Raw genomic sequence first — 24,333 nt, 5'->3', positions numbered from 1 at the left:
AGTGTCAGCACCAGCAAATGAATATCACAGGCGCAATAGCAAGCAAATTGATCTCAATTTGCTTAAATTAGCTGCAATAAATACCTGTAAGCAAAAGACAGCAGAAAAAATCTGTCAAAAAATGTTTCATCGCTAAAGCACAGACTAAAAGCCACAAAAATCAGCAATAGCTTCATAAAACCCGATTTTTAGCCAAAAATTTAGGATCACAAAACTCCAATCAATTATTTATTTCAAAGCTGAGAAATGCTAAAAAATTTCTGGTACGCTTGTGAATTTACCTCAGCCGTTACTAACAAGCCTAAACAAGTTTTGATGTTAAATCAGAGATTTGTTCTTTATCGCAATTCTCAAGGGGAAGTAGTTGTATTAAAAGACCAGTGTTCCCATAGAGGTGCAGCATTATCTCTAGGTTGGCGAGAAGACAACTGTATCCGTTGTCCCTATCATGGATGGAAATTTCAAGCCGATGGGAGATGTGTAGAAATCCCTGCTAATGAAATGGGAACACCAATTCCTCCCAGAGCTAATGTCAAGAGCTACCCAGTACAAGAAAAATATGGTTTTGTCTGGATATTCTACGGAGATTTACCAGCAGAATTACGTCCGCCCATTCCTCCGTTCCCAGAATATCAAGACCCCAAAATGCATCCAATTTACTTAGAATATGAGATGCAAACTCACTATACCCGTGTCATAGAAAATGCACTTGACCCCGCCCATCTTTATGCGGTTCATGGTAACTCCTTTGGTGCGGGCTTGGCAGAGGATACCACAGTAGATGAATATGTCATTAAAGATGAAGATTGGGGCATAAGTACCAAAATTATCTACAGGAATTATACCCAGCCCAAAAATGGCATCTTTAAATCTTTTTTCCGTACAAAAAAGACACAATTAAATGCCAAAATTAGCTTTTACCTACCCAATATAACTAAAATAGAAAGTGACTTTGGTCGTGGTAAAATTATCAACTATGCTATTCATGTTCCCGTTAATGACCACAGAACCATTAGTAAACGAATTCAACTGCGTAATTTCTTTACATATCCTTGGGCAGATAGATTATTTATCAAGTTTCATCATCAAGTTGGTTTAGAAGATAAAATAGTCACAGAGTCACAAATTCCCCAATTAATCCCAGATAATTTAACAACTGAAGTTCATGTTGCTGCTGATGCTATGAACCTGGCTTATCGCCAGATACGACAAAAATATTTAGCTATGGGATGGGGTTTGAATTATCATCAAAATCAACGAGAACGGTCATTGACAAAATAGATTTGATTTATTTTCACTTCTGAGGCTAATAATTATGAAAAAGTAATTCCCCGTTACGCCAATTACACAAAGAAAAAGGAAGTAAAGGCGCTGATGTTGAAAAACTTTTGGTATGCTTGTGAATTTAGCTCTGCAATTACCAATAGGCCAAAGCAAGTTTTGATGTTCAATCAGAGATTTGTTCTTTATCGCAACTCTCAAGGAGAAATAGTAGCTTTAAATGACCAATGTCCCCATCGCGGGGCTGCTTTTTCCCTGGGTTGGATTGAAAAGGATTGTCTCCGGTGTCCCTATCATGGCTGGAAATTTCAAGCTGATGGGCAATGTATTGAAATTCCCTCTAATGCACCTGGTACCCCTATACCTAAAAAAGCTCGTGTTCCTCACTATCCAGCCCAGGAAAAATATGGTTTTGTCTGGCTATTTTATGGTGATTTACCAGCAGCAAAACGCCCTGCTTTACCGACTTTTCCAGAGTACATGGTATCGACTATGCGCCCTGTGTATGACGATAGTATAGATAATGCTAACTATGCTCGTCTTATGGAAGCTAATCTTGATTTTACCCATGTAATCGCCGTCCATAAACAATCTTTTGGGCAGAGAATACCCATAAATACAACTATTAACTATCAAGTTGATAAATATGATTGGGGTGCTGTGGCTAAGGTTAACTATGAATCTTTAGGTAACTCCAAAAGTTTCTTAAACTTTTTACTGGGTGGACGACCAGAACTGAAAACAAAATTGACTTTATATCTACCTAATGTTACTCTGGCAGAAATTAGTGTGGGTCGCGGTAGTAGGTTTGATATCAAGTTTGGCGTTTTAGTGGCTCACCTACCTATTGATGATCATACGACTCGTGTTAAACGGGTGTTATATCGCAATGTTTTACCATTTCCTTGGCTTGATGGATTTTTTAGAAAGCTTGACCACAAATTAGCACAAGAAGATACAGTAGTGGTTTCAAGTTTAAATTCTCAACCAATACCAAAAATATCAGAGGAAGTTCATGTAGCTGCGGATGCTTTAGATATTACTTTTCGGCGATTTTTGCAAAGCTTTCAGGTTGACTTTGATGGATTGACTCACGATGAAAACGAAAAAATAGGGAACCACAGATAAGAAGGTTTTATTTTGCGTGCTGAGTTTATATGGGGTTGAGTTTTGTAGCACTAATGAGTTCTGGTAAATAAATACACGTAGGTGGATATAAGTATTTGACTAATACTGGGGAGATAAATATGAACCATGTACTGGAAAAAATCACTGAGGAACTAGGAATGCGTGGAGTTATTGATAAGTTTTTCAGGCGGATGTTTGATAATACTTGTCAGGCTCTGGAGGCGTTGGATGGTAAGCATCTGTGTGAACAGTCCTGGAATCGTGACCAGGAGGGAGTCTGGAGGGTGGGTGAAAGTAGTCAAGATGCTATCTATATTGACCGGGTTCTGCACAATGGTAATGTGTTGGAAAAGGTAGGGGTGAATTATGTAGCCATAGAAGGTGAGTTACCTCCGGGGATGTCTTTTCAGCAATCGGGCGCTCTGGCTACGGATGTAGCTGATAAAATCACGCGCAGTAAGGCTAACCGCTATTTCGCTACAGGTTCTAGTTTTGTCATCCATCCCCATAACCCCATGGCTCCCACTGCTCATGCTAACTACCGCTATTTCGAGATTTGTCATGGTGACCAACCGGTTTATTGGTGGCTGGGTGGTGGTGCTGATTTAACACCAGCATATCTGTTTGAGGAAGATGCAGTTCATTTTCATCAGGTGCATAAACAGGTTTGTGATCAGTATGATTCTTCTTATTATCCGCGGTTTAAACGGTCATGTGATGAATATTTCCACATACAACATCGCGGTGAACACCGCGGTATTGGGGGAATTTTCTTTGACCATTTAAATAATCAAGATCCGCAAAAACTACTTGATTTTGTGACTGATTGTGCTGATGCTTTTATCCCTGCTTATATGCCAATTTTGGCAAGGCGTAAAGATATGTCTTTTACAAAGCTAAATAAGTATTGGCAACATCTGGTACGTGGGCGCTATGTGGAGTTTATCTTATCATGCGATCGCGGTGTGCGTTTTGGTTTAGCTAGTGGTATGGTTAACCAACAAAGTGTTTTTAACTGTATGCCTCCTGCTGCTAGTTGGGAATATGATGATCAACCTATTCCCGGTAGCAAAGAAGCTATATTAAAAGAAGTCTTGAAAAATCCTCGGCAGTGGTTGTAAATCGGTTTTGATGGCAACTGATTTAAGTGATTTAAGTAAGTCGATGCTGCAACGACAAAAAATAATTTAACATCAGACAATTAATAGTCGCACTCCAACCTATAACCACTAAAAGTCATGACAAAATACTTCAAGTTTAACAACAACCAACAAGGTACATCTCTAACTAATGAGCTAGAAATAGATATTGCATTATCATGTCTTAATGCTTGCAAATATGTACTAGTGTGGATAATTCTACTTTGCTTATATTCCAGTATATAGATAAATTATTAAATCAAAAATGAGCATGGAAAAGGAACTAGTCACAGGGAATCTCCGCATGGAAGATATCATCAATCTAGATGAGTCTAAAGCCATGAATTTGTTTCGCAAGAGATTACAAAGATACAAAACTCTGGTTGCAGAAAAAGGAGATGCAGCCGCTTTTGAACAAATGATGCAAAAATATCCTGAACAACAAAAGGCATTGATGGGTACTTTCATTGAGCATAACACCTTAGCGAAAGGTTTCACCCAAGCTGCACCCTTGCTGGGATTAATGGGTTTTGTCATGGATGTGGTAGATATTTCGCAAAATGGTACAGATGCAGCATTAGAAATACAAAGAGTCTGTCCAGTTTTATCCTTGGCGAAAGAGTACGGTTTTGATAGTCCCTGTCGTGTCTTCTGCGAAATGGAACAAGAAGCTACTAGAAGAGCTTTTCCGGGAATTAAGGCGGCAATTTTGAGTAAACAAGCAGAGGGTGATTGTGTTTGTGTATTCAAGTATGAAAGAAGTACAAATAATTTACCGGTGATGAATACAGAGGATAAAAATACTTTTCGTCCTGTGATATCTCTGATCTTATTAATTCCTAGTTTGTGTAGAATCGGTTGTAAAATGCTGAAACTTCGTTTTTTTAATAGGATTAATTCCCATTAATTATAAATAAATTGTGATTAATTAAACAGTTGCTGGGACATAAAACACAAGATTCTTAAGGAACAACTATAATTTAAACTAAACTTATGAGTGGTATACTTACAGACTTAAAACAGATTATTGCCGGAGAAGTTAGTAACAAAGAATCAGACTTAGAAGCAGTTTCTCAAGATTTTGGCAACATTATTAAAAAAAAGCCGCAAATTGTGATTCGTCCGCAAGATTCTAGTGATGTTGCTCAAGCAATTAAATATGCTGCTCAACAGGGTTTAACAATTTCCTCACGGGGTGCGGGACGTTCTTTAAGTGGTCAATCTTTGAATCAAGGGGGAATCCTCCTAGATATGAGGAATCTCAATCAAATTGATGATTTCCGCCCCGATGAACTCTGGTTCCAAGCTGACCCTGGTGTGACTTGGAAGCAAGTGATTGATACTGCTATACCTAATGGTGTAATTCCCCCTGTCTTGACGAATAACTTTGAAGTGACTTTGGGGGGAACTCTCTGTGCTGCTGGTTTAGGTTTGAGTTCTTTTCGTTATGGTTCTCAAGCTGATAATTGTTTGGCTTTGGAAGTTGTGACGGGGACTGGGGATATTATTTGGTGTACACCGGAAGACAACAGCGAACTTTTCTATCATGTTCTGTGTGGCTATGGTCAATTTGGTATTATTACTAAAGTTAAAAATCGTCTGAGGAAATATCGCTCTTACACTCGCAGTTATTTTCTTTGCTATGACGATTTAGATAAACTTTTAGATGATGCAGGTGGTTTGGTTGCACAAGGTCGGATAGATGGTTTAGTATCTTTGTTTTCACCCTGCTTGCAAGGAATGAGCAGAAAAGAAAATCAGATGAAACCATTAATTCAATGGTTTTACAGGATGCAAATTACTGTAGAATTTGATGCTGTCAATCAGGTAAATGATGCAGAATTGCTGGCTGATTTAAATTTTTATCGCCATATCCACACTGAAGACTTGACTTTTGAGCAGTTCATTCAACCATTAGGTCAAGTTCCTCATCCTGTCAATACTGCTAATACTTGGATAGATTTACTTTTACCTGGTTCTAGTGCTCGGGAATTTATTGATATTGCTCTGGAGCGTATACCTAATTTCTTGGATTTCCGCACTTTACCTATAGGTTCTTTTTGTCTCAATTCTCGCCATCATAAATTACCCATGTTTCCTTTACCGGATGATGAGTTAATTATCGGTTTGGGAATGTATCCGAGTATTCCCCAAACTCAGGTGGAAGTTGTGTTACAGCAGTTAAATTTACTGACTGATTTGGGCTTCCAAATGGGGGGTAAAAGATATATGGCGACTTGGGCGGAATTTGATTTACCAAAATGGCGATCGCAATTTGGTGATTACTGGTTGACCGTCAATGAAATCAAAAGGAAATACGACCCGCGTGGGATTCTTAATCCTGGTTTCTTCAAGTATGAACACCCTGTCGGTGCTATGTAAGGAAATAGAGAATGTTGCGAAATTCTTCACCTGTGAGAAAGTCCTCTCTACTCCCCCCCAATTTTCGCTGGTTATTGGCTCTGGGTATGACCTCGCTCACAGCTATGGGGGTGGGTATCCTGTCTATAACTCGTCCGCTCAATACTCAAACCCCAGGGGTGACTACCAAAGTTAGTCAACCTGTGATTTCAAAAGTGAATGCGCTGGGAAGATTGCAACCTGCTGGTGAAGTCATGAGAATTTCGGCTCCTACGGATGTTACTGGTGTTAGTCGTGTGGCGCAACTTTTGGTGACGGAAGGTCAGGAAGTAGGCGCTGGAGATGTGATTGCTATTTTGGACAATCGCCAACGGTTAGAAGCTAATCTTAAGGAAGCACAGCAACAAGTGCGAGTGATGAAATCACGGTTAGCTCAGGTAAAAGCTGGCGCACAACCAAGTGAAATTTCCGCAAGAAAAGCAACTGTGAGTAATCTCCAAGCACAGTTAGATGGTGAAATCCAAACCCAGCAAGCTACCATCGCTCGCTTAGAAGCTCAGTTACAAAATGCACAGATAGAATTTCGCCGTTATGAAAATCTTTACAAACAAGGTGCGATCGCGATTTCCACTCTTGATACTCGCAGATTAACTTTAAAATCCGCCCGGGAAGAATTGAATGGTGCGCAGGCTAATTTAGCTAGAACAAAACGCACCCTCACCGCCCAAATTGAAGAAGCTAAGGCTATTTTAGCCCAAACAGCAGAGATACGTCCTACAGATGTGGACATAGCACAAACAGAAGTAGATCGGGCGATCGCCACTGTGGAAAAAATGCAAGTAGAACTAGATTCAGCATATATTCGCGCCCCACAAGCAGGTCAAATTCTCCGGGTTCAAGCTCGTCCTGGTGAAACCATCGGTGATGGGGGAATTGTGGAACTTGGTCGAACTAATCAAATGTATGCGATCGCTGAGATCTATGAAAGTGATATCAGTAACATTCGCGCTGGTCAAATTGCGACTATTACTAGTCCTAGTAATGCTTTTGAGGGTGAATTAAGGGGAACAGTGGATGGTATTGGCTTCCAAGTGGCGAAGAAAGATGTGTTAGACAGTGACCCCACAGCAGCTACGGATGCTAGGGTAATTGAGGCTAAAATTCGTTTAGATGCAGCATCTAGTCAGCAGGTAGCTAATTTGACTAATCTCCAAGTGGATGTAGAAATATTTACCAGTCAAAACCTCAGTAAGTTAAGTAGGTGAAAGTAATAAACATACTGAGTGTTGCTCTAGTTTTTTTATCCTTTTTTTTTCCTTAAATATTTATGTTTAAACGGAGAATCCCTTTGGCTTGGCGACAATTTATGAAGCAAAAGGGGCGGTTTTTAGTCGCTATTTGTGGTATTACTTTCGCTGATTTTTTGATGTTGATGCAGTTGGGCTTTCAGTCGGCTTTATATGATAGTAATACCAGATTTCATGAGGTTTTACAAGCGGATTTAGTCTTGGTTAGTCGCCAAGGGCAAAATTTAGGACTTCTGAGTAGTTTTCCTCGCCGGCGTTTGTTTCAAGCTGCTAATTTGTCGGAGGTTGAGTCGGTTAATCCTGTCTATGCTCGTTTAGGTGTTTGGAAGAGTCCCCAAACTAAGTTAGATGAGTCAATTTTAGTGATTGGTTTTAATCCGGAAAACCCTGCTTTTAATTTACCGGAAGTCAATCAACAATTGGCTACGATTAAATATCCTCATACTCTATTATTTGACCGCAATTCTAGCGGAAAATATGAACAAGCGATCGCCCAAATATCTCAAGGTCAACCTGTCATCACAGAACTGCAAGGGCGTCAAGTTCAAATTAAGGGTTTGTACGAGGTGGGCGCTTCTTTTGTGGCCAATGGTAGTGTCATCACTAGTGACGAGAACTATTTACGGATTTTTTCCGGACAAAAACCTGGTCAAGTTAACTTAGGTTTAATCAACCTCAGACCTGGTACCAACGCTGAGGTAGTCGCCAAAGCTTTAGAGTCCTACCTGAGTGATGATGTCCGAGTTTTCACCCATCAAGAATTTATTGATTTTGAAAAGCAATATTGGCGAGAAAATGGGGCGATTGGTTTTATTTTCTCCCTGGGTGTCACCATTGGCTTTTTAGTGGGTGTGATTATTGTTTATCAAATTATTTATAGTGATGTTATGGATCACTTGCCGGAATATGCCACACTTAAGGCTATGGGTTATCGCAATGTATATTTAATGTTTGTTGTTATTCAGGAAACATTAATATTAGCTATATGCGGTTTTATTCCCGGTGGTTTAGTATCGTTTTTTATGTATAATTTTACACGTAATATTACTAAATTACCATTATTTATGACCCCTGATCGACTCATTTTTGTACTGTTATTAACAGTGATCATGTGTTTAATCTCCGGTGCGATCGCCATGGGTAAATTAAACTCAGCAGATCCAGCAGATATTTTTTAAACAAGAATCAGTCTATAATTATAGCATTTCCCATGCTCGTGAGGTACATTTTTTTTTAGTTTGAGGGAACAGGGAATAGGGAATAGGGAATAGGGAATAGGGAATAGGGAATAGGGAATAGGGAATAGGGAATAGGTGTGTACTTCATGAGCCTGAAAAAGGCTTTATAAAACTATTCAGGCACTATTGGCATACCATCTTTCAGATTCAAAAAGCCTGAAGTAACAATTTTATCTTCTGGTTGTAATCCTGCCAAAACTTGGTAATGATCATCTCTAATATTACCTAATTGCACCCGTCTTTGGCGAGCTATAAGTTGAGATATCCCTTGTGATGATTCCTCTGTTGTCATCACATAGACAAAAGTTTCCCCACCTACGCGAAACACTGATTTGGTAGGGATTAATACCCCAGAACGCTGATTCCAAATCACTCTCGCCTGTACTAATTGATCAGGTCGTAACTTACCTTCCGAATTATTAAAAAGTGCTTTAACCAAAACTTCTCGCCGCTCATTTTTAGCATCAGGAGTAATTGCAGATATTTTACTACTACTTATCACTTCAGCTTGTGGATTCAACACTTCCACAGCCATTCCCTGACGTAATTGGGTGCTTTGTTCCACCGGGGCAAAAATATGCAGTTCTAAGGGTTGATTTTGAGAAACACTAACTAGTGGTGTAGAAGTATTGACTAAATCACCTACTCTCACAGAAATATTACCAACTGTACCGCTAAAAGGTGCTGTAATTGTATAACTCTGGGGGTGGAGTCCTTGGCTGCGAATCTGGGATTGGGCTTGTTGCAAGGTTTTTTCAGCTTGTGAGATAGTCAGTTGCTCTGTTTGAATCTGAGCATTAATCGCCCCTAGATCAGCCTTAGTTGTAGCCACCCGATTAGCATACTGATTTCGCGCACGTCGAGATATAGCTCCCTGGGTTGCTAGGTAAGCAGACTTTTGATAGTCCTGTTCCTGTAATTGCAAATCAGCAACTTGAGATTGGCGTGCTGCTTCCAGAGACTCAAGTTTAGCACGGGCATTTTTCCTTTGTAACACAGCAGCTTGATAAGTAGCATTAAGCTCAATTGTTGCTGGTCTAGAATCTACTTGGATAATTGCCGTTCTGGCTGTAACTTGATCCCCTGGTTTGAGAAATATTTGGGTAACTTGTCCGGGAATTTTCGACTTGATCTCTACCGAACGCCCAGACTTTAAGCTAGCAACAAAATTTGAACTTTCATCGACTATACCAGACCGTACTCTTAACACCTTGACTCTGACGCCGGGAGTTTTAATATTAGTAGGTACTGCTTGATGTGTAGGAGTCAACACACGCCAAAATATAGCGCTCCCACCTGCAATAATTAGTATAGAAGCTAACAATAATCCCTGCCATCTTCTTTCTGGTAACCGTGGCTGATATGACTTTGGCGAATGATTCTCTCCAAAATTATTTGGCGGCTCAGGCAATGTCATGGCTAACTAAATATAAATAACTCAATAGTAAGTCATGATTCGATATTTTGCCATCATAACCATTCATTTAGTATCATACTTACTTAAAAATTTTGTGTCATATATTTTAATATAATCTTGAATCAATTATCTCTAAATCTATCCCAGGTTCAATAATTAACAAGATTATTAATCCCTCTCCTAGTTCATGAGAGGGTTGGGGTGAGGTTTCATAATTCGTATTCAAAACGACATGAATACAAGGGAATATTGGCAATATTCCCTTGTATATTTTTTCTGACGAATTACAAATTATAAATTACTCATCCCCTTGGCAAATAGCCCAGAAATAAAAGGTAAGATATCCCGGCGTTTGGCGTTAGCTTTACCTTCAGTAAATACAACTAAGACGTAGGGAAGCTGTTCTGATAACTCAATATAAGCTGCGTCATGACGCACTTGACTTGTCCAACCGGCTTTTGACCAAATTTGACTAGTTTGGGGAAGTCCACCCCCCAAAAAACCTGTTACCTGATCCTCTTCCACATCGGTGGGTAAATGATTGGGGTTAAGACTACGTTTGAGCAAATTCATCATGGCTTGCGATCGCTTACTAGACACTGCCACCCCGCCCACAATACTATGAATTAGCTTGGCCACCGCATTAGTGGTCACCATATTGCGATTATCGAGCATCTCCCCATAAAATGCTCGTTCTCTACCATAGGGACCATCACCCCAAGTTTTTTGACAAATATTAATTGTCTCCAACTCTTCCCAACCCAAAGACTGGTAATAGCGGTTAATAATATGACGTTGATATTTCCAAGTTTCAAACGGTCCAGTTGGTAACTCTGGTCCGGAAGTAGTGCCAGTGAGGATATCTACAATTAAGCTAGTAGCATCATTGCTAGAGTCCACAATCATATCACTTAAGGCGCGTTCCAACTCCTGGCAAGGTTGGGTCATACCTTTTTCCAACCATTCGTGGACAGCGACTAAATAAAACAATTTGACCACGCTAGCGGGATAAATCCGCTCAACCCCCCTATAAGTAAAACCACGAGCTGTATGGCTCCAAAAAGCATCAGGAGTCAAAGCACCACCAGTATTTACAGGTACTGGAGGATCATAAACAATCCAAGTTAGAGCCACTTGGTTACGGGCTAAAGTGGGAAATGTTGCCCAAGTTGCCTCTAAAATATCATTACCAAGATTTTCGAGTTGTTCGTCTTTTCTAAAGAAAATCATTGCAGAATGCTCTCTAATTCAGAATCCCCAATCGTCAAGACATCGGCTCAAGAATACCAGTGTATTGCTAATTTGAATTTATATGATTCTCCTGAATGTACAAGCCTGAGCACTCAAGCAGCTTCAGGGCGACATTTGCGGATCACATTAAATCATCAGTTCTCAGCATTTGAGGTGTATTTATGTGAAGATGACTATCCAGGGTGGGTATCTTTTGCCGACTTGGATATATTACAACCTGCTACCACACTTTATCAGGCCAAATCATTTTATCAGTCTGAGATTACAAAATTACTCCCTAATGTGATTAATTTTACCCAAAAATCAATGGAACAGTCTAATTATTATCTGTGGGGTGGTACAGTCGGTCCGAATTACGACTGTTCCGGGTTAATGCAGGCGGCGTTTTTTTCTGTAGGGATTTGGTTACCCAGAGATGCTTATCAACAGGAAGGCTTTACCCAGAAAATTAATCTAAATGAATTACAACCAGGGGATTTAGTTTTTTTTGGTACTGCCAAAAAAGCTACTCACGTAGGGCTATATTTAGGCGATAATTCTTACATTCATAGTTCGGGAAAAGACCAGGGACGCAATGGTATTGGCATTGATATTCTCTCGGAACAGGGGGATAGGGTAAGTCAGTCATATTATCACCAGCTGCGGGGTGCAGGTCGGGTGATTCAGAGTTATCAACCATACAGAAACTAAGGACGTTAATATGAGGAGTGGGTTAATTTCCCAGGGTTTAAATCAGGAAAATGGTTCAAGTGGGGTAGCTGTCCCCGATGTTTCGGTAGTAGTACCAGTACGGGATGAGGTGGAAAGTTTACCACTTTTGCTCGAAGCGATCGCTGCTAGTGTCAGCGCCAGTAATTTCAGTTATGAAATCATTTGCGTGGATGATGGTTCTACAGACGGATCGGCGGAATTTCTCAAGTCACAAGCCTTAATACGTAGTGATTTAAAGTCTGTCTTATTACGGCGTAATTACGGGCAAAGTGCAGCAATGGCCGCTGGGTTTAATTATGCGATCGGTAAAGTGATTGTCACATTGGATGCTGATTTGCAAAATGATCCGGCGGATATCCCCTTATTATTAGCTAAATTGGCAGAAGGCTATGATTTAGTGAGTGGTTGGCGACATCAACGCCAAGATGCTCTAGTTTCCCGCCTAATTCCTTCTCAAGTTGCTAATTGGCTAATTGGTAAGGTGACGGAAGTCAAGTTACATGATTATGGTTGTTCCCTCAAGGCTTATCGGTCTGAGGTTGTAGCTGATATGAATCTCTACGGGGAACTGCACCGATTTTTACCGGCTTTGGCTTACATTGAGGGGGCGCGAATTACTGAAATTCCCGTACGTCATCATGCGCGGCGTTTTGGTCGCAGTAAGTATGGTATTTGGCGAACCTTTCGCGTCATGATGGATTTGTTGACTATTTACTTTATGAAAAAGTTTCTCACCCGTCCCATGCACGTTTTTGGTTTGCTGGGTTTAGGTTCGATAGTTACAGGTATGCTGCTGGGTATTTACTTGAGTTTTATTAAATTGGCTTTAGGGGAGTCAATTGGTAGTCGTCCTTTGTTAATTTTGGCGGTGCTGCTGTTAGTCACCGGGATGCAGTTGTTTTGCTTTGGTCTGTTGGCTGAGTTATTGATGCGTACTTACCATGAATCCCAAGGTCGTCCCATCTATCGGGTGCGGGAAGTAGTAGCCAAAAATGTTAAGTAACGTAACAATATGAGAAATAATCTAACAATAAACTGACATTTATTTTGAAAGTTCTTCAGACATTAGACAGCGAACTCAGACGTAACCTGCTGGTTTTGTTTACCGCAGGTTTATTATTCTGGTCTAGCCTTGCCTCATTATTACCCACTCTGCCCCTATATATCGAAGATATTGGCGCTACCAGTCAAGAGATTGGCATTATTATGGGCAGTTTTGCCATCGGGATGCTACTATTTCGCCCTTGGTGTAGCAGTTTAGCAGACCGTCGGGGTCGTAAGATTGTCTTGCTCATTGGGATGTCAGCAGTGGCTATTGCACCTCTGGGTTATGTGTTAGCAAAGTCAATTATCCCATTAATGGTGTTACGCGCCTTTCACGGTATCAGTATTGCCGCTTTTGGTACTGCTTATGTAGCATTGGTGGGAGATTTAGCCCCTCCTCACAATCGCGGTGAGGTGATTGGCTACATGAGTTTAGTCAATCCCCTTGGTGTGGCTATTGGGCCGGCTATGGGGGGATATTTACAAGCTGCTGCTGGTTATACTCCCTTATTTCTGTTGTCCGCGGCTTTGGGTTTTGCGGGAATGTTATGTATTGTCCCCCTGGTGAATCCATCTGTTGATCACAAGCTGGACAATAACCCTGAAAATAATCTATTCTGGCGATTATTATGGGCTCCTCGTGTGCGTGTTCCGGCAATAGTCATGCTGTTGATTGGCATGGTTTTAGGAACTTTACATACTTTTGTGCCTTTATTTATCAAATCCACTAATGTAGATTTGAACCCAGGACTATTTTACACAGTAGCAGCGATCGCCAGTTTTAATGTCAGGCTATTTATTGGTCGCGCTTCTGATAAATATGGACGGGGTTTATTTATCACCCTGAGCTTAATTGCCTTCACCTTAGCTATGGTTGGTATATGGAAAGCTAACAGCGCCCCTATTTTCTTACTCTCAGCATTTGTCCAAGGTGCTGCTTCGGGAACCGTAATTCCCATGATGGCGGCGATGATGACAGACCGCGCCCAACCCCACGAACGCGGGCGGATATTTGGGGTCTCTTTAGTAGGATTAGATATTGGTATTGGCGTCGCTGGTCCTGTTCTCGGTGCGATTGCTGAACAAGTAGGTTACCGCCAGATGTTTGGTTATGGTGCTGCTTTGACCTTTCTAGCCATGATTATATTTCTCACCCAGTCCAGTCATAACCTGAATAATTCTCTCCGCTTTGCTTTGGGGCGTGGTGAAGATAGTTACGCATTAGATAGATAATTGTAATTATAGGAAAAGGCAAAAATGATTTGTAAAAGTAAAAATCATTTTTGCCTTTCTCAACGGGCGAGGAGGGATTCGAACCCCCGACACCGTGGTCCGTAGCCACGTGCTCTAGTCCACTGAGCTACACACCCTTACAACAAAATAATCCTAACACTACTATTAAAATAATGCAAGGCCATTTTTTATTTAATTCTGCCGAACTAACACACCTGAATCATGATGGGTAAGCACAGATGGTGAATGTGTCTGCTAAAGTTGAGTAAGTACATGGCTCAAGTCTCAAATAAATCCTTATGCCTCCTCGTTGGCCTCGCAAACCCGACCGCAAAGATCCAGATTTCCGCAAGTTAGATGACCGGATGAATTTTGCTGTCCATGTAGCATTGACTACGGCTGTTAATTCCGGTTTATGGTTTGTCCACAACTTAAAATCGGCCACCTGGGAATGGCTACCCTGGTTAACCGCAGGTTGGATATTAGTATTGTTGGTGCATCTGATTTATATTAGTGCGATCGCCAACTATAGCGAAACTCCACCCAAATCTACCTGAAGATTGATTATTGCGGCTAGGGGATTGTAACCTGTGGTGGTAGATCCCAATACATAATTGTGCGATCATGCAAGAAACCCTGACATTTAACGCTCTTTGTTGATATAAGGTGATTTTTATGGCTACAACCAACACCGCTGAAATACTGGAAGCCCTAGCTGCTGAAATTGGCGAAGCGGTATATATAGATATTGCTAAATGGCATCTTTATTTATCTGATGCCAAACTACATACTGTAGTTGCTGAACAGATGTATCCCTTAATTACTTCCCAGACTGTCAATGAAGACAGAGTTATAGCGGTATTAACATCTATCCCAGTCAAAATTGGCGGTGGGAGGAAAGAATTACCTTTAAATGATCTCCTCCCACTACAATGTCAAGTCAACTTGGTAGATATTTTAGAGAAATATCAACGCCAGATTTAAGTTCTGCTCAGTTGAGGTGAGGCGGTATATCTTCCCCAACAAAAGGATGAGGAGTATTTTCCATTCTACCTTCAAATTTATTGAGGTGATGAATATGTTTTTACAACTCAAAGATTCAGGTGATCTTATTAAAGTCCTTGATTTTCAGGAATTAATTGATCCTAATAGTCGGATCATCCGCGCCCAAGACCAATTAGGTCAAGAAGAACAAGAACCTGAAACCTATCAAAAACAGAATCTTGTATTTCCCTCTGGTGAAAGCCTACCGCTTTGTTGGGTTGATCCCAATTATCGACATCCTCAACTTTGCACCTCTGCTCACTAAATCTAATTACTGGAAGAAACCGCTGGTTCTCCCACATCCTTAGTCTGTGAATTGGGGAAAAATGCCCTAGTGATCCAATAGGTGACTATATGAGACAATAAACCCAGCGGTCCAGCAAACAAACATAAAGCCAGAGAATGAATTGTCCAGATACCTGTTTTCTGACCCTCTAAATATATCCAACGACCCACAAATAAATCCATCACCAGGAAATGAATCCATCCTGTTGCAGCTGCTGTTTCATCAGTAAAAAATCGCGCAATATCTGCTAACTGGGGATTAGATAAAGCGGCAGCATTTTCTGGGGTAATACTATTGACAAACAGATACAAATATGCACTAGCTAAAACTACAAAAGGTAGATATGATGCCATTACCCACCGTGTAAATTTCCAGTTAGGTAAGAAAATCATTAACGCCCAAAAGGGTAAAACGAAAATATTGGCAATGTCAAATAGTTGAGAGATGTTCATACAATTTGGGGTGATTATAAAGCTACTAATTGAGATGCTATTTCCGCAGGTTTCAAATCACGACCAATGAAAACTAAACTGGTTTGTTTAGGTTCTTGGACTTTCCAGGGGCGATCGTAAAATTTGTCAAACCGGGTTCCTACACCTTGCATTACTAAGCGCATAGATTTATTCGGTACGGAGACAAAGCCTTTAATCCGATAGATTTCTTGTTGATGTGCTAGTTGTTGCAGTTGCTGTTGTAGCTTTTCCGGGTCAAAGCTCCGGTCTAATACTAGGTGAGTCGAGGTAATTTCTTCGTCGTGTTCGTGGTCTTCCTCCGTGTCGTGATGACTGGGACGACTATCTAAATTATCTTCAACTGCGGCTTGAAATCCCAGTAAGATGGAAGCATCCACTTGACCGCGATCGCTTTCCACAATCTTCACCACTCTGGGTAACTCTTGCTTAATTAGTTCCTCAACTTCCAGCTTTGTCTCCAGATCCACTAAATCAGTTTTATTCAACACCACCAAATCTGCACAGGCCAATTGGTCCTCAAACAGTTCTTGTAAGGGTGTTTCATGTTCTAGGCTATCATCTGCTTGGCGTTGAGCAGCTATAGCCTCCGGGTCGCTAGCAAATGTACCTGATGCTACCGCCGCACAGTCTACCACGGTAATTACTGCATCCACTGTAGCAGCGGCGCGAATTTCTTGCCAGCGAAAGGCTTTAACTAAAGGTTTGGGTAAAGCTAAACCAGAAGTTTCAATCAAAATACAGTCAATTCTATCTCGTCGCTTAATTAACTGCTGCATCGTGGGATAAAACTCTTCTTGCACAGTACAGCATAAGCAGCCGTTAGTTAACTCAAAGATATTACTCCCCTCTTCCCCATCTTCAGGGCAAATCTCACAGGATTTTAACAACTCACCATCAATACCCAGTTCCCCAAACTCATTGACTAACACCGCAATACGGCGACCTTGGTTGTTTTGTAGTAGGTGGCGAATTAGGCTAGTCTTACCACTGCCTAAAAAACCTGTAATCACTGTTACTGGTATTTTACCGGACATTATATACTACCTTTACTCCCTGCGCGACAAAAATTATATACTCATGATAAACTGGAACTTAGACTAAATTTTTACATAGTTGATATAATACTTTTCGAGTATTTCATGTGTAATTATACTATCAAAATCACCAGGTCTGTTTTTCGGCATATCCTCAAGTTACATAATTATTTTGAGGATATAGCACAAGTCTTGAGAGACATAAGTCAGGGAAACCTGGGAGATAAAAAAAAATTACGGGGATACCAAGATTTATGGCGCACTAAAAGAGGTGATATTAGAGTTGTTTGGACTCGAAATAATTATGAAATTTTAGTAATTGCGGCGGGGTTAAGGGATTATGTTTATGATATAATTTCCGAGAATGTAAATCCAGAAGGTGCAATCACACTCGCGGAGTTACTGGGAGTTGAACCAACACGTGTAGAGCATCTCCCCACTTACCAATTTGATCATAAACGAGTTACTTCCTGGTATGAGTTTGTTTATGGTGGTTACTTGTATTCACCTCTTCTTACTCCTGAGCAACAAGCAATTTCTCAGGAATTAATAACCGCTTTACCACCAAATCATACCCCAATTAATAGCTTTTTATTACAGAGCGCACCAGGTACAGGTAAAACAGTATGTGCTGCTTTAATAGCTTGTGAATTATTTTCTAACCAAGGTTGGAATGTTGCCTTAATTGTTCCCGAAGCTTTACGCTCTGATCTGGAAAACTTTACCGAGATAAAATCAATTTTACAGGAGCAAGATTTAAATTCACAGGAGCAAAGGCCAAATTTTTTCCTAGGTACTTTTAAAGAGTGGTTACAGCAGGCGGAACCAAACATATATGCTCAGATTTCCACGGATGAAGAAGAGTTAACTGCTTTTCACTCTGACAACATCAAATATCGCGATTTGGTGTTATTTAGGGCGTTTGTACTCAAGGAACATAATTTAGGCGACCTAAACAATAATAGAACTTACATAGAAAATGAAGCAGTAATCCAACAACTAAGAAGAGTTAATATAAACGACTGGAAACAAAGACTAGGAGATAAAACAACTTGGCTAGATGGGTTAGAAGAAATTACAGAAACTATTCCTCCACCAGAAGGGATTAGAACGCTGTTGATATTTGATGAAGCTCAAGATTATTTAATGGCTGAAATTGAAGCTATCAAACAAATGTTGTTAAGATGGCATCAACATAACCATTCTCATGTCCTCTGGCTGTTAGGAGATATGAATCAAAGGATTAAACCCACTGGTTTTGATTGGGGACAATTAAAACTGAATACAACACATTCTCTGACATATAATTATCGCAATACCCGGCGTATTTTAGAATTTGCCAATATTTTTCACGATTTCGCAAGACAAGCTAACTCACAAAACCAAGGAAGATGGTTACCTGATCCCAGTGATCCTAAAAACTGTTTTGAAGAGGGTGAACCCGTAAGGATTTTAGAGTGCAACTCACCAGAAGAATTATCACAAGTTCTCTCTCGACTCAATGACAGGGTATTAAATCGAGATGATCGCTATCTTCTGCAAAGAATTTCTAGCCGTGTCAAGTTAATCCATCAAGATATTGCTCCAAAATATCAGAATTTACCGGGAATAGATTACCTGAATGTTGCCCAAGCTAAAGGGAGGGAGTTTGACGCTTGTGTGGCTTTTTCCGTATTCGAGGGACAAGGAACACTATCAATGGAAGAAGCAAGTAATTTATATACAATTTTTACTAGACCTCGTTATAGATTACTAATCATTAGCACTACTGATCAAATTGAGAGGATTGGTAGAACCCATTTTAATCAATGTCAGTTTTTCAATTTTTCTGATGCTGATCAACCATTAGCATGGATTACAGAGTTTGGTAATGGAGAACAGATATCCCAAGATTTTGAGGCAATACGTAACCTCATTGATAAAGGTTTACGCAGTCAGCCTTTGAGACTTTACTGGGATACCTATGCAGCTTTGAGAGCAGCCAGAGTTGACAATCAAACAGTATTAGAAATTGAGCAGACAGCTATTGAAATTTTACGAGCATCTCAAAAGGATAAAATTATTCTGCAAGAATTAACAGAATTAAAACTACTAGAAACTAATAGTTTTTGGAGTCCCATTGATATCGTTCCCCTCAAATGCCTATTATTCAGGGCTTTAGGTAGATACTGGGATGCAGTAGAAGAAATATCCCAATTACAAGACAGAGAACTGGAAGAATATCGCTCTTTAGTCATACTGAATATTGCAGATAAACTTGAGCAACAAGGACTTATATATGAAGCAGCTAGAGTGAGAATGAGGATTGGTAAAGATATTCCTCAAGATTATCCATTCCGAGATATAATTGCCGATCAACGTGGTTCCATTGTATCTGTACTGTGTCAGGCTGCTATCAACCAAATTTATCAAGGAGAAACCAATGACTAATCCTCAAAACCCGACAGATTTAGAAGTTGCTCAACAACTTCAAAAACTCACCGATGTAATTAATAATTCTGTAGAGGAAGCAAAAAAAACTCTTGAACAAGCCCAACAACTTCAAAAACTCACCGATGTAATTAATAATTCTGTAGAGAGAGCAAACATAACTCTTGAACAAGCCCGAGAAGTTGATCAACAAGTTCGCACTAGTCGTGATCAACTTATAGAATCTCAAAGCAACGCTAGAGAAATTGTAGATCAACTATCCCAGAAATTACAAGCTGGACAAATTATTGAAACAAATATTCAACAACTTGAATTTCAACTATCCCAGAAATTACAAGCTGCAGAAAGTTTTAGCCATATTCTCGATGAATTAACGAAAGCAAAAAGAGAACTGGAGGAAATTGGTGTTACTAGTCTTGTGGAACAAGCAATATTAATTTTGGAGGATGTAAATAATGTCAGAGCAGAATCCCAGAAAATCTTACTAACAATACAAAATTATTTAGAGCAATCTCAACAAATCAAGGAAGACAATCTGGCAATATCTACTGCTAATGCTAGAAGCATTAATGAGGCCATCTCACAAATTGACACATATAATCAAAATATTGACGCTCAAGTATCCCAGAACTTAGAATATTTACAAAGTTTTAGCAATATTCTCAAGGAATTAAGGGAAGCAAAAAGAGAACTGGAGGAAATTGGTGTTACCAGTCTTGTGGAACAAGCAATATTAATTTTGGAGGATGTAAATAATGTCAGAGCAGAATCCCAGAGAATTTTACTTACAACACAAAATTATTTAGAGCAATCTCAACAAATCAAGGAAGACAATCTGGCAATATATGCGGAGAATGCTACAAGTATTAATGAGGCCATCTCACAAATTGATAGATATTATCAAAACATTGAACCTCAACTATCCCAGAAATTACATGATTTACAAACTCTTGAAACCAATATTAGACAACTTGAAGCCCAAGTATTCCACAACTTAGAATATTTACAAAGTTTTAGCAATATTCTACATGAATTAAGGGAAGCAAAAAGAGAACTGGAGGAAATAGGTGTTACCAGTATTGTGGGAGAAGCAAGATTAATTTTGCAGGACATAAATAATGTCAGAGCAGAATCTGAAAAAATTCAGCAAGAAAATCTGGCAATATATGCTGCTATTGATAGATATAATGAAAATATTCACGATGCCAAAGGTATTTTAACACAACTTGACTCTATTAAGGCTGAAATAGACGGTATAGGAGGTTTAGAAGAAGTTAGAACCCTACTGCAACAGGTAGATAATACCCGCGTAGATTTGAGGAATTCAAACCATCAATTGTCATTGTTACAAGGGGAAATAAGCCAGATCCAATATTTGGAGGACTATTTACAAGATTTTGGCAGGGTTCGTAATCATAAACAACTTAGGCAGTTTTTAAGACAGGAGTTAGGATTTATAGGACTGATAGTTTACGTACTTCACTTACTAACTCCCAACAGAAAAATATAGGTAGTAAAGATAAGGTTTTGGGGGTAATTTCCCCCTGCTTGTCTTCATATACAGAAAACAATCCCAGGGCCACTACCCCCATATATAGTCACTCAAACTCCAAAAAATTACGACTCAGTAGCTAGTTCAGTGTTACCACGTTGACGACGACGGGTGAGACTATTAAACAACATGACACCGATGGACTTGATCAAATTACCTTCCAATTAAAAATATCCTCTATCTAGCACTACTTCTACCTGATCATGTCCAGAATCAGGAAAGCATTCATTCAGGTGAAAAATAAATCTTTTAAAACAATCTAAATTAAGAGGATGTTCATTAACATAACTGACATAGGTGTCTCTATTTTCTCTTCTGTCATTAGAATTTCTAAATTTACTTCGTATATCAGATGAAAGTCTTTTTGCTTTTCTGAGTATAATTACTTCATCAATAGAAGTAAGCTTCGTATTAATAGGAGTCATATCAAGCCACTCAGAAAGTAGTATGTATTTACACCCCGAAACTGCTCGTTTCAATTCATTGGCAGTTTGTGATGCTTCCTGAAACATAGTCTTATCTAAATTGGTTTTTATTTCAGTAGCAAAATATGAAACTTCTATAGTGGTTGTGAAGTTATCTTGTCCTGGTGGATTTTCTTTAATAATTATCTGGTGAGACTTACTCACTGAAAAATCTTGATTCTTTGTTTTTATAAATGCTCCTCCATCTTGAAGAGCTATAAATGGAGAATTAAAGCTTAAACCTGCAAAAGAAGTTTTTGAGCCACACTCAAAATTTTGCAGTCTGCTAAAGCCAGGGACTAATCTTATATCAAACAGCCTTGGTAAAAATTCTTCTAAAATTGTGTTATCAAGTTTTAATTGTCCCCTTTGTCTATGGAGAAAATCCTCTTTTGAATCGAAGATTAAATCTATATCAATAAAATTTTTATATTCATTTAGTTTTTTAACCATGAAGTTTAAAAGATCATCACCTGATAGCTCACAACTATCTAGCTCATTTACCCAATTTTTGTATTTATTTAGAGCTTGTTCTACCTTCTGCTTGTCCACAGAGGGAAGCTTGTTATTTTCTAAAAGTTTTTTAAGTTTATCTCCATGAGGATTTGATTTTTGAACTTTAACCATTTTTACTCGACTTTTGGTCTTAACAGTTCATTTTTAACACGCTATGTACTTAAGCGCCAATGAGATGGAACTTCAACGCTTAACCTTGGAGATACTTGGACTTGAGATGCAGATGCTATTGCGCTATCTATATCTGTTTTAATTTCTCCCGTTGCCTGTTTAATCGAACTCTGTAGTCCCCACACACCAACCGAGCGTGCAATTTCAAGGTGATTAGACACTGGACTACTCTCAGGCTTGAGCGTAAATATGTCTTCATAAATCCTTTCTCCGAAGCGATTTCTAAAAAACCGTTCTTGCCACTTCTCTACTGCAAATCCTGCAATTCCTAAAGCTATTATTACTAATAGCAGACTATTTTCAAAGCTTACTCCTCTAACACAGGATGTTCGGCCAACTACAATAATTGCCTTACCTTCTTCATTTAATACCCTTCTCATCTCCAGAAAAGCACTACACATATCCATACAGTATTGAATCACTGTCAAAAATCGATTTCCTCTATGTTTTCTGTTAGCACCAATCTCTGAAACTGCTGCTTCTAGTGGTTTCCATCCTAAAAACTCTAGTGCTTTTCGATAGTTTTGATGATAATTAAAAACATTAATGTAAGGAGGAGATGTAACTATTAAATCTATAGTTGAATCTTTAATTACTTCTATATTCCGAGCGTCACAAAGTAATACGGTATATTTTTTCTTCCTATAAGGAAGCATTTGTATAGTATCTAAAACTGAATTGAGTGATTTAAAAAACTTCCCAGGCTCGGCTGTGTCTTGGTTACCCATTGCTAACATAACACAGAGAGTTACAATTATACAATTTTCAAATGAACTTTGGCATTCTTTGTAAAAATCTAGTAATTCATTCTGGAAATCAACGATATATTGATCATCAAATTTTAATAGTGAATCTTCCTCAAAGTAGGATATATTTTTACTAGCTAAACTTCTAATTTCTCTACAAATAGACTGTCTATGACCTGATTCAATTGCGCAAAAATTGATTATTGATGAAAAAATATAGGCAGCAGGATTTACATCAGTTCCATAGCAGGTAAAGTTTTTTCTTGCTGCCTCATATAAAGTAGTTCCACCACCACAAAAAGGATCTAGTATAGAAAAATCATTAGATCTGTTTTCTGCTAAAAGATACTCAACTAACTGGGGCGAAAATTGACCGCGCCATGGAAATAAGCTATTTCTTTTCTTATTTTCTATATTCAGAAATGATTGTGTAGCACTGTTTTTATCTATCTGAATCTGTGCTACACGCTCCACTATAGTTTCAATATTTGGGAATACTATTGATGTCATTTTAATATGAAACCCTAAGATACAATAGATTTGTATACTTGACTAGCAAAAACCTATAGCTTATAGCAATAGGGGAGTTCTTGATAACAGTTTTTGCCTTCATCAGTGTTTTCAATGTCGCCTAAAAACTATTTTACTAAATTGGTTAATTTTTTGGGGGTAATTTCCCTCTGGTTGTCTTCATATACAGAAAACAATCACAGGGCCACTACCCCCATATATAGTCACTCAAACTCCAAAAAATTACGACTCAGTAGCTAGTTCGGTGTTACCACGTTGACGACGACGGGTGAGGCTATTAAACAACATGACACCGATGGACTTGATCAAATTACCTTCCAATTCCTGGAACATCTTCATATTCATCCCAAAGGCGGCGTTAGCTTCATCGACAATGCGATCGCCTGTAGCATCATCAATAGGTAATTCATCGAGAGTTTGACGGTATTGGGTTTTGAATCCCTTCTCGTCGGTAATGTCTGCAAACTCATAGAAAGCAGTACCTTGACCTTCGGACAAGTTCATGGCTGTGACTGCAATGTTTTTGAGGATTTGACCCCCTGATAGGTCACCTAAATAGCGGGTATAGGAATGAGCGATTAATAATTCTGGTTCTGTTTGGGAAATTTCGCGGATGCGTTGCACATAAGCCTCACCTGCTGGCGATAGTTGTATTTCCCCCCGCCAGTTAGCACCAAAATAGTAACTTAGGTCTTGCTCTAAAGTTTGCTTACGGTTGAGTTGGGGAAAGTTAATTTTGCCGACAATGGGATGCTGACGGTGTTTTTCCATCTCTTCTTCCATGGCCGAGTAGATGAAGTAAAAGTTAGCAACTAGTTTTCGGTAGGAGTTTTTCTCTACAACTCCCTTTAAAAAGCACTTGACAAAACCCACATTTTCTGCCATGGTATGGGCTTTTTTAGTACCTATACGTAATTTGCTTGCTAAATTGCTGCTCATACTAAATCTCTCAAGTTAAAAGGTTAATTGCCGAATT

22 protein-coding genes, 1 tRNA gene and 1 pseudogene are annotated in these 24,333 nt (G+C 39.3%); 15 read left to right on the top strand and 9 right to left on the bottom strand.

Annotation, left to right across the window (positions count from 1 at the left end; genetic code table 11):
• Window positions 1–246 precede the first annotated feature (246 nt).
• The 7 genes from PN447_RS09850 (at window position 247) to devC (ending at window position 8,394) form a co-directional block, all read left to right on the top strand.
• A complete protein-coding gene (locus PN447_RS09850) occupies window positions 247–1,281 on the top strand; it encodes an aromatic ring-hydroxylating dioxygenase subunit alpha (protein ID WP_271762732.1) in 1,035 nt (344 codons plus the stop codon).
• Window positions 1,282–1,374: 93 nt separating this feature from the next.
• Entirely contained in the window at window positions 1,375–2,409 is a 1,035-nt protein-coding gene (locus PN447_RS09845; RefSeq protein WP_271762730.1) for an aromatic ring-hydroxylating dioxygenase subunit alpha, read from the top strand.
• A gap of 119 nt (window positions 2,410–2,528) precedes the next feature.
• Window positions 2,529–3,530: an oxygen-dependent coproporphyrinogen oxidase gene (gene hemF / locus PN447_RS09840; protein ID WP_271762729.1), complete on the top strand. Its 1,002-nt coding sequence runs from the start codon at window positions 2,529–2,531 to the stop codon at window positions 3,528–3,530.
• Window positions 3,531–3,819: 289 nt separating this feature from the next.
• Complete coding sequence (locus tag PN447_RS09835; RefSeq protein ID WP_271762727.1) at window positions 3,820–4,455, top strand: hypothetical protein; 636 nt, start codon at window positions 3,820–3,822, stop codon at window positions 4,453–4,455.
• Between the two features lie 86 nt (window positions 4,456–4,541).
• Complete coding sequence (locus PN447_RS09830) at window positions 4,542–5,930, top strand: FAD-binding protein (RefSeq protein ID WP_271762725.1); 1,389 nt, start codon at window positions 4,542–4,544, stop codon at window positions 5,928–5,930.
• 11 nt (window positions 5,931–5,941) lie between these two features.
• Window positions 5,942–7,174 (top strand): ABC exporter membrane fusion protein, encoded by a 1,233-nt coding sequence (locus tag PN447_RS09825; protein ID WP_271762723.1) that lies wholly within the window; start codon window positions 5,942–5,944, stop codon window positions 7,172–7,174.
• A gap of 62 nt (window positions 7,175–7,236) precedes the next feature.
• The gene (gene devC / locus PN447_RS09820) at window positions 7,237–8,394 is read left to right on the top strand and encodes an ABC transporter permease DevC (RefSeq protein WP_271762722.1); all 1,158 of its coding nucleotides are present in this window, start codon (window positions 7,237–7,239) and stop codon (window positions 8,392–8,394) included.
• 172 nt (window positions 8,395–8,566) lie between these two features.
• Here devC and PN447_RS09815 read toward each other — a convergent pair whose 3' ends face one another.
• Together PN447_RS09815 and PN447_RS09810 are read right to left on the bottom strand one after the other, a co-directional pair.
• Entirely contained in the window at window positions 8,567–9,871 is a 1,305-nt protein-coding gene (locus tag PN447_RS09815; RefSeq protein ID WP_271762720.1) for an efflux RND transporter periplasmic adaptor subunit, read from the bottom strand.
• Between the two features lie 291 nt (window positions 9,872–10,162).
• Window positions 10,163–11,101, bottom strand: coding sequence for a serine hydrolase (locus PN447_RS09810; protein WP_271762719.1), 939 nt, complete (start codon window positions 11,099–11,101; stop codon window positions 10,163–10,165).
• Window positions 11,102–11,107: 6 nt separating this feature from the next.
• Between PN447_RS09810 and PN447_RS09805 the strand changes: the two genes are divergently transcribed.
• The 3 genes from PN447_RS09805 to PN447_RS09795 are packed head-to-tail and all read left to right on the top strand — an operon-like array spanning window position 11,108 to window position 14,110.
• Entirely contained in the window at window positions 11,108–11,812 is a 705-nt protein-coding gene (locus tag PN447_RS09805) for a C40 family peptidase (protein ID WP_271762717.1), read from the top strand.
• Window positions 11,813–11,822: 10 nt separating this feature from the next.
• Window positions 11,823–12,836 carry a glycosyltransferase family 2 protein gene (locus PN447_RS09800; protein WP_271762715.1) on the top strand — a complete coding sequence of 338 codons (1,014 nt, stop codon included), beginning with the start codon at window positions 11,823–11,825 and terminating at the stop codon, window positions 12,834–12,836.
• Between the two features lie 44 nt (window positions 12,837–12,880).
• Window positions 12,881–14,110, top strand: a complete 1,230-nt coding sequence (locus tag PN447_RS09795; protein WP_271762714.1) for an MFS transporter — start codon at window positions 12,881–12,883, stop codon at window positions 14,108–14,110.
• Between the two features lie 63 nt (window positions 14,111–14,173).
• On the opposite strand, the gene PN447_RS09790 is transcribed toward PN447_RS09795, so the two are convergent.
• Window positions 14,174–14,247 (bottom strand) — tRNA-Arg (locus PN447_RS09790).
• A 162-nt stretch (window positions 14,248–14,409) separates the two neighbouring features.
• Between PN447_RS09790 and PN447_RS09785 the strand changes: the two genes are divergently transcribed.
• From PN447_RS09785 to PN447_RS09775, 3 genes are all read left to right on the top strand, one after another.
• Entirely contained in the window at window positions 14,410–14,667 is a 258-nt protein-coding gene (locus tag PN447_RS09785; protein ID WP_271733024.1) for a 2TM domain-containing protein, read from the top strand.
• A 118-nt stretch (window positions 14,668–14,785) separates the two neighbouring features.
• Window positions 14,786–15,094, top strand: a complete 309-nt coding sequence (locus PN447_RS09780; RefSeq protein ID WP_271762712.1) for a DUF3181 family protein — start codon at window positions 14,786–14,788, stop codon at window positions 15,092–15,094.
• Window positions 15,095–15,188: 94 nt separating this feature from the next.
• Complete coding sequence (locus PN447_RS09775) at window positions 15,189–15,419, top strand: acetyltransferase (protein WP_271762740.1); 231 nt, start codon at window positions 15,189–15,191, stop codon at window positions 15,417–15,419.
• A 2-nt stretch (window positions 15,420–15,421) separates the two neighbouring features.
• Here the strand turns inward: PN447_RS09775 and PN447_RS09770 are convergent, their stop codons facing one another.
• Together PN447_RS09770 and cobW are read right to left on the bottom strand one after the other, a co-directional pair.
• Window positions 15,422–15,892, bottom strand: coding sequence for an ABA4-like family protein (locus tag PN447_RS09770; protein ID WP_271762710.1), 471 nt, complete (start codon window positions 15,890–15,892; stop codon window positions 15,422–15,424).
• A 14-nt stretch (window positions 15,893–15,906) separates the two neighbouring features.
• On the bottom strand, window positions 15,907–16,947 hold the full coding sequence (gene cobW / locus PN447_RS09765; RefSeq protein WP_271762708.1) for a cobalamin biosynthesis protein CobW: 1,041 nt from the start codon (window positions 16,945–16,947) through the stop codon (window positions 15,907–15,909).
• 105 nt (window positions 16,948–17,052) lie between these two features.
• Here cobW and PN447_RS09760 point away from each other — a divergent pair, with 105 nt between their 5' ends.
• Both PN447_RS09760 and PN447_RS09755 read left to right on the top strand, forming a co-directional pair.
• On the top strand, window positions 17,053–19,377 hold the full coding sequence (locus PN447_RS09760; protein ID WP_271762706.1) for a hypothetical protein: 2,325 nt from the start codon (window positions 17,053–17,055) through the stop codon (window positions 19,375–19,377).
• Window positions 19,370–20,887: a hypothetical protein gene (locus PN447_RS09755; RefSeq protein WP_271762705.1), complete on the top strand. Its 1,518-nt coding sequence runs from the start codon at window positions 19,370–19,372 to the stop codon at window positions 20,885–20,887. Before PN447_RS09760 ends, PN447_RS09755 begins: the two co-directional genes overlap by 8 nt.
• A gap of 107 nt (window positions 20,888–20,994) precedes the next feature.
• On the opposite strand, the pseudogene PN447_RS09750 reads toward PN447_RS09755, so the two are convergent.
• From PN447_RS09750 to PN447_RS09735, 4 genes and pseudogenes are all read right to left on the bottom strand, one after another.
• Window positions 20,995–21,093: pseudogene (locus PN447_RS09750) on the bottom strand (heme oxygenase); the annotation flags it as partial.
• Entirely contained in the window at window positions 21,094–22,020 is a 927-nt protein-coding gene (locus PN447_RS09745) for a Bpu10I family restriction endonuclease (RefSeq protein WP_271762704.1), read from the bottom strand.
• Window positions 22,021–22,061: 41 nt separating this feature from the next.
• Window positions 22,062–23,336, bottom strand: a complete 1,275-nt coding sequence (locus tag PN447_RS09740; protein ID WP_271762703.1) for a DNA adenine methylase — start codon at window positions 23,334–23,336, stop codon at window positions 22,062–22,064.
• A 243-nt stretch (window positions 23,337–23,579) separates the two neighbouring features.
• On the bottom strand, window positions 23,580–24,296 hold the full coding sequence (locus PN447_RS09735; RefSeq protein WP_271762702.1) for a biliverdin-producing heme oxygenase: 717 nt from the start codon (window positions 24,294–24,296) through the stop codon (window positions 23,580–23,582).
• Window positions 24,297–24,333: the final 37 nt, after the last annotated feature.

The organism is Anabaena sp. CS-542/02 (assembly GCF_028331085.1).
In the GTDB taxonomy this organism is placed as follows: Bacteria; Cyanobacteriota; Cyanobacteriia; order Cyanobacteriales; family Nostocaceae; genus Anabaenopsis; species Anabaenopsis arnoldii.
This window is presented reverse-complemented; position numbering and strand designations above follow the sequence as displayed.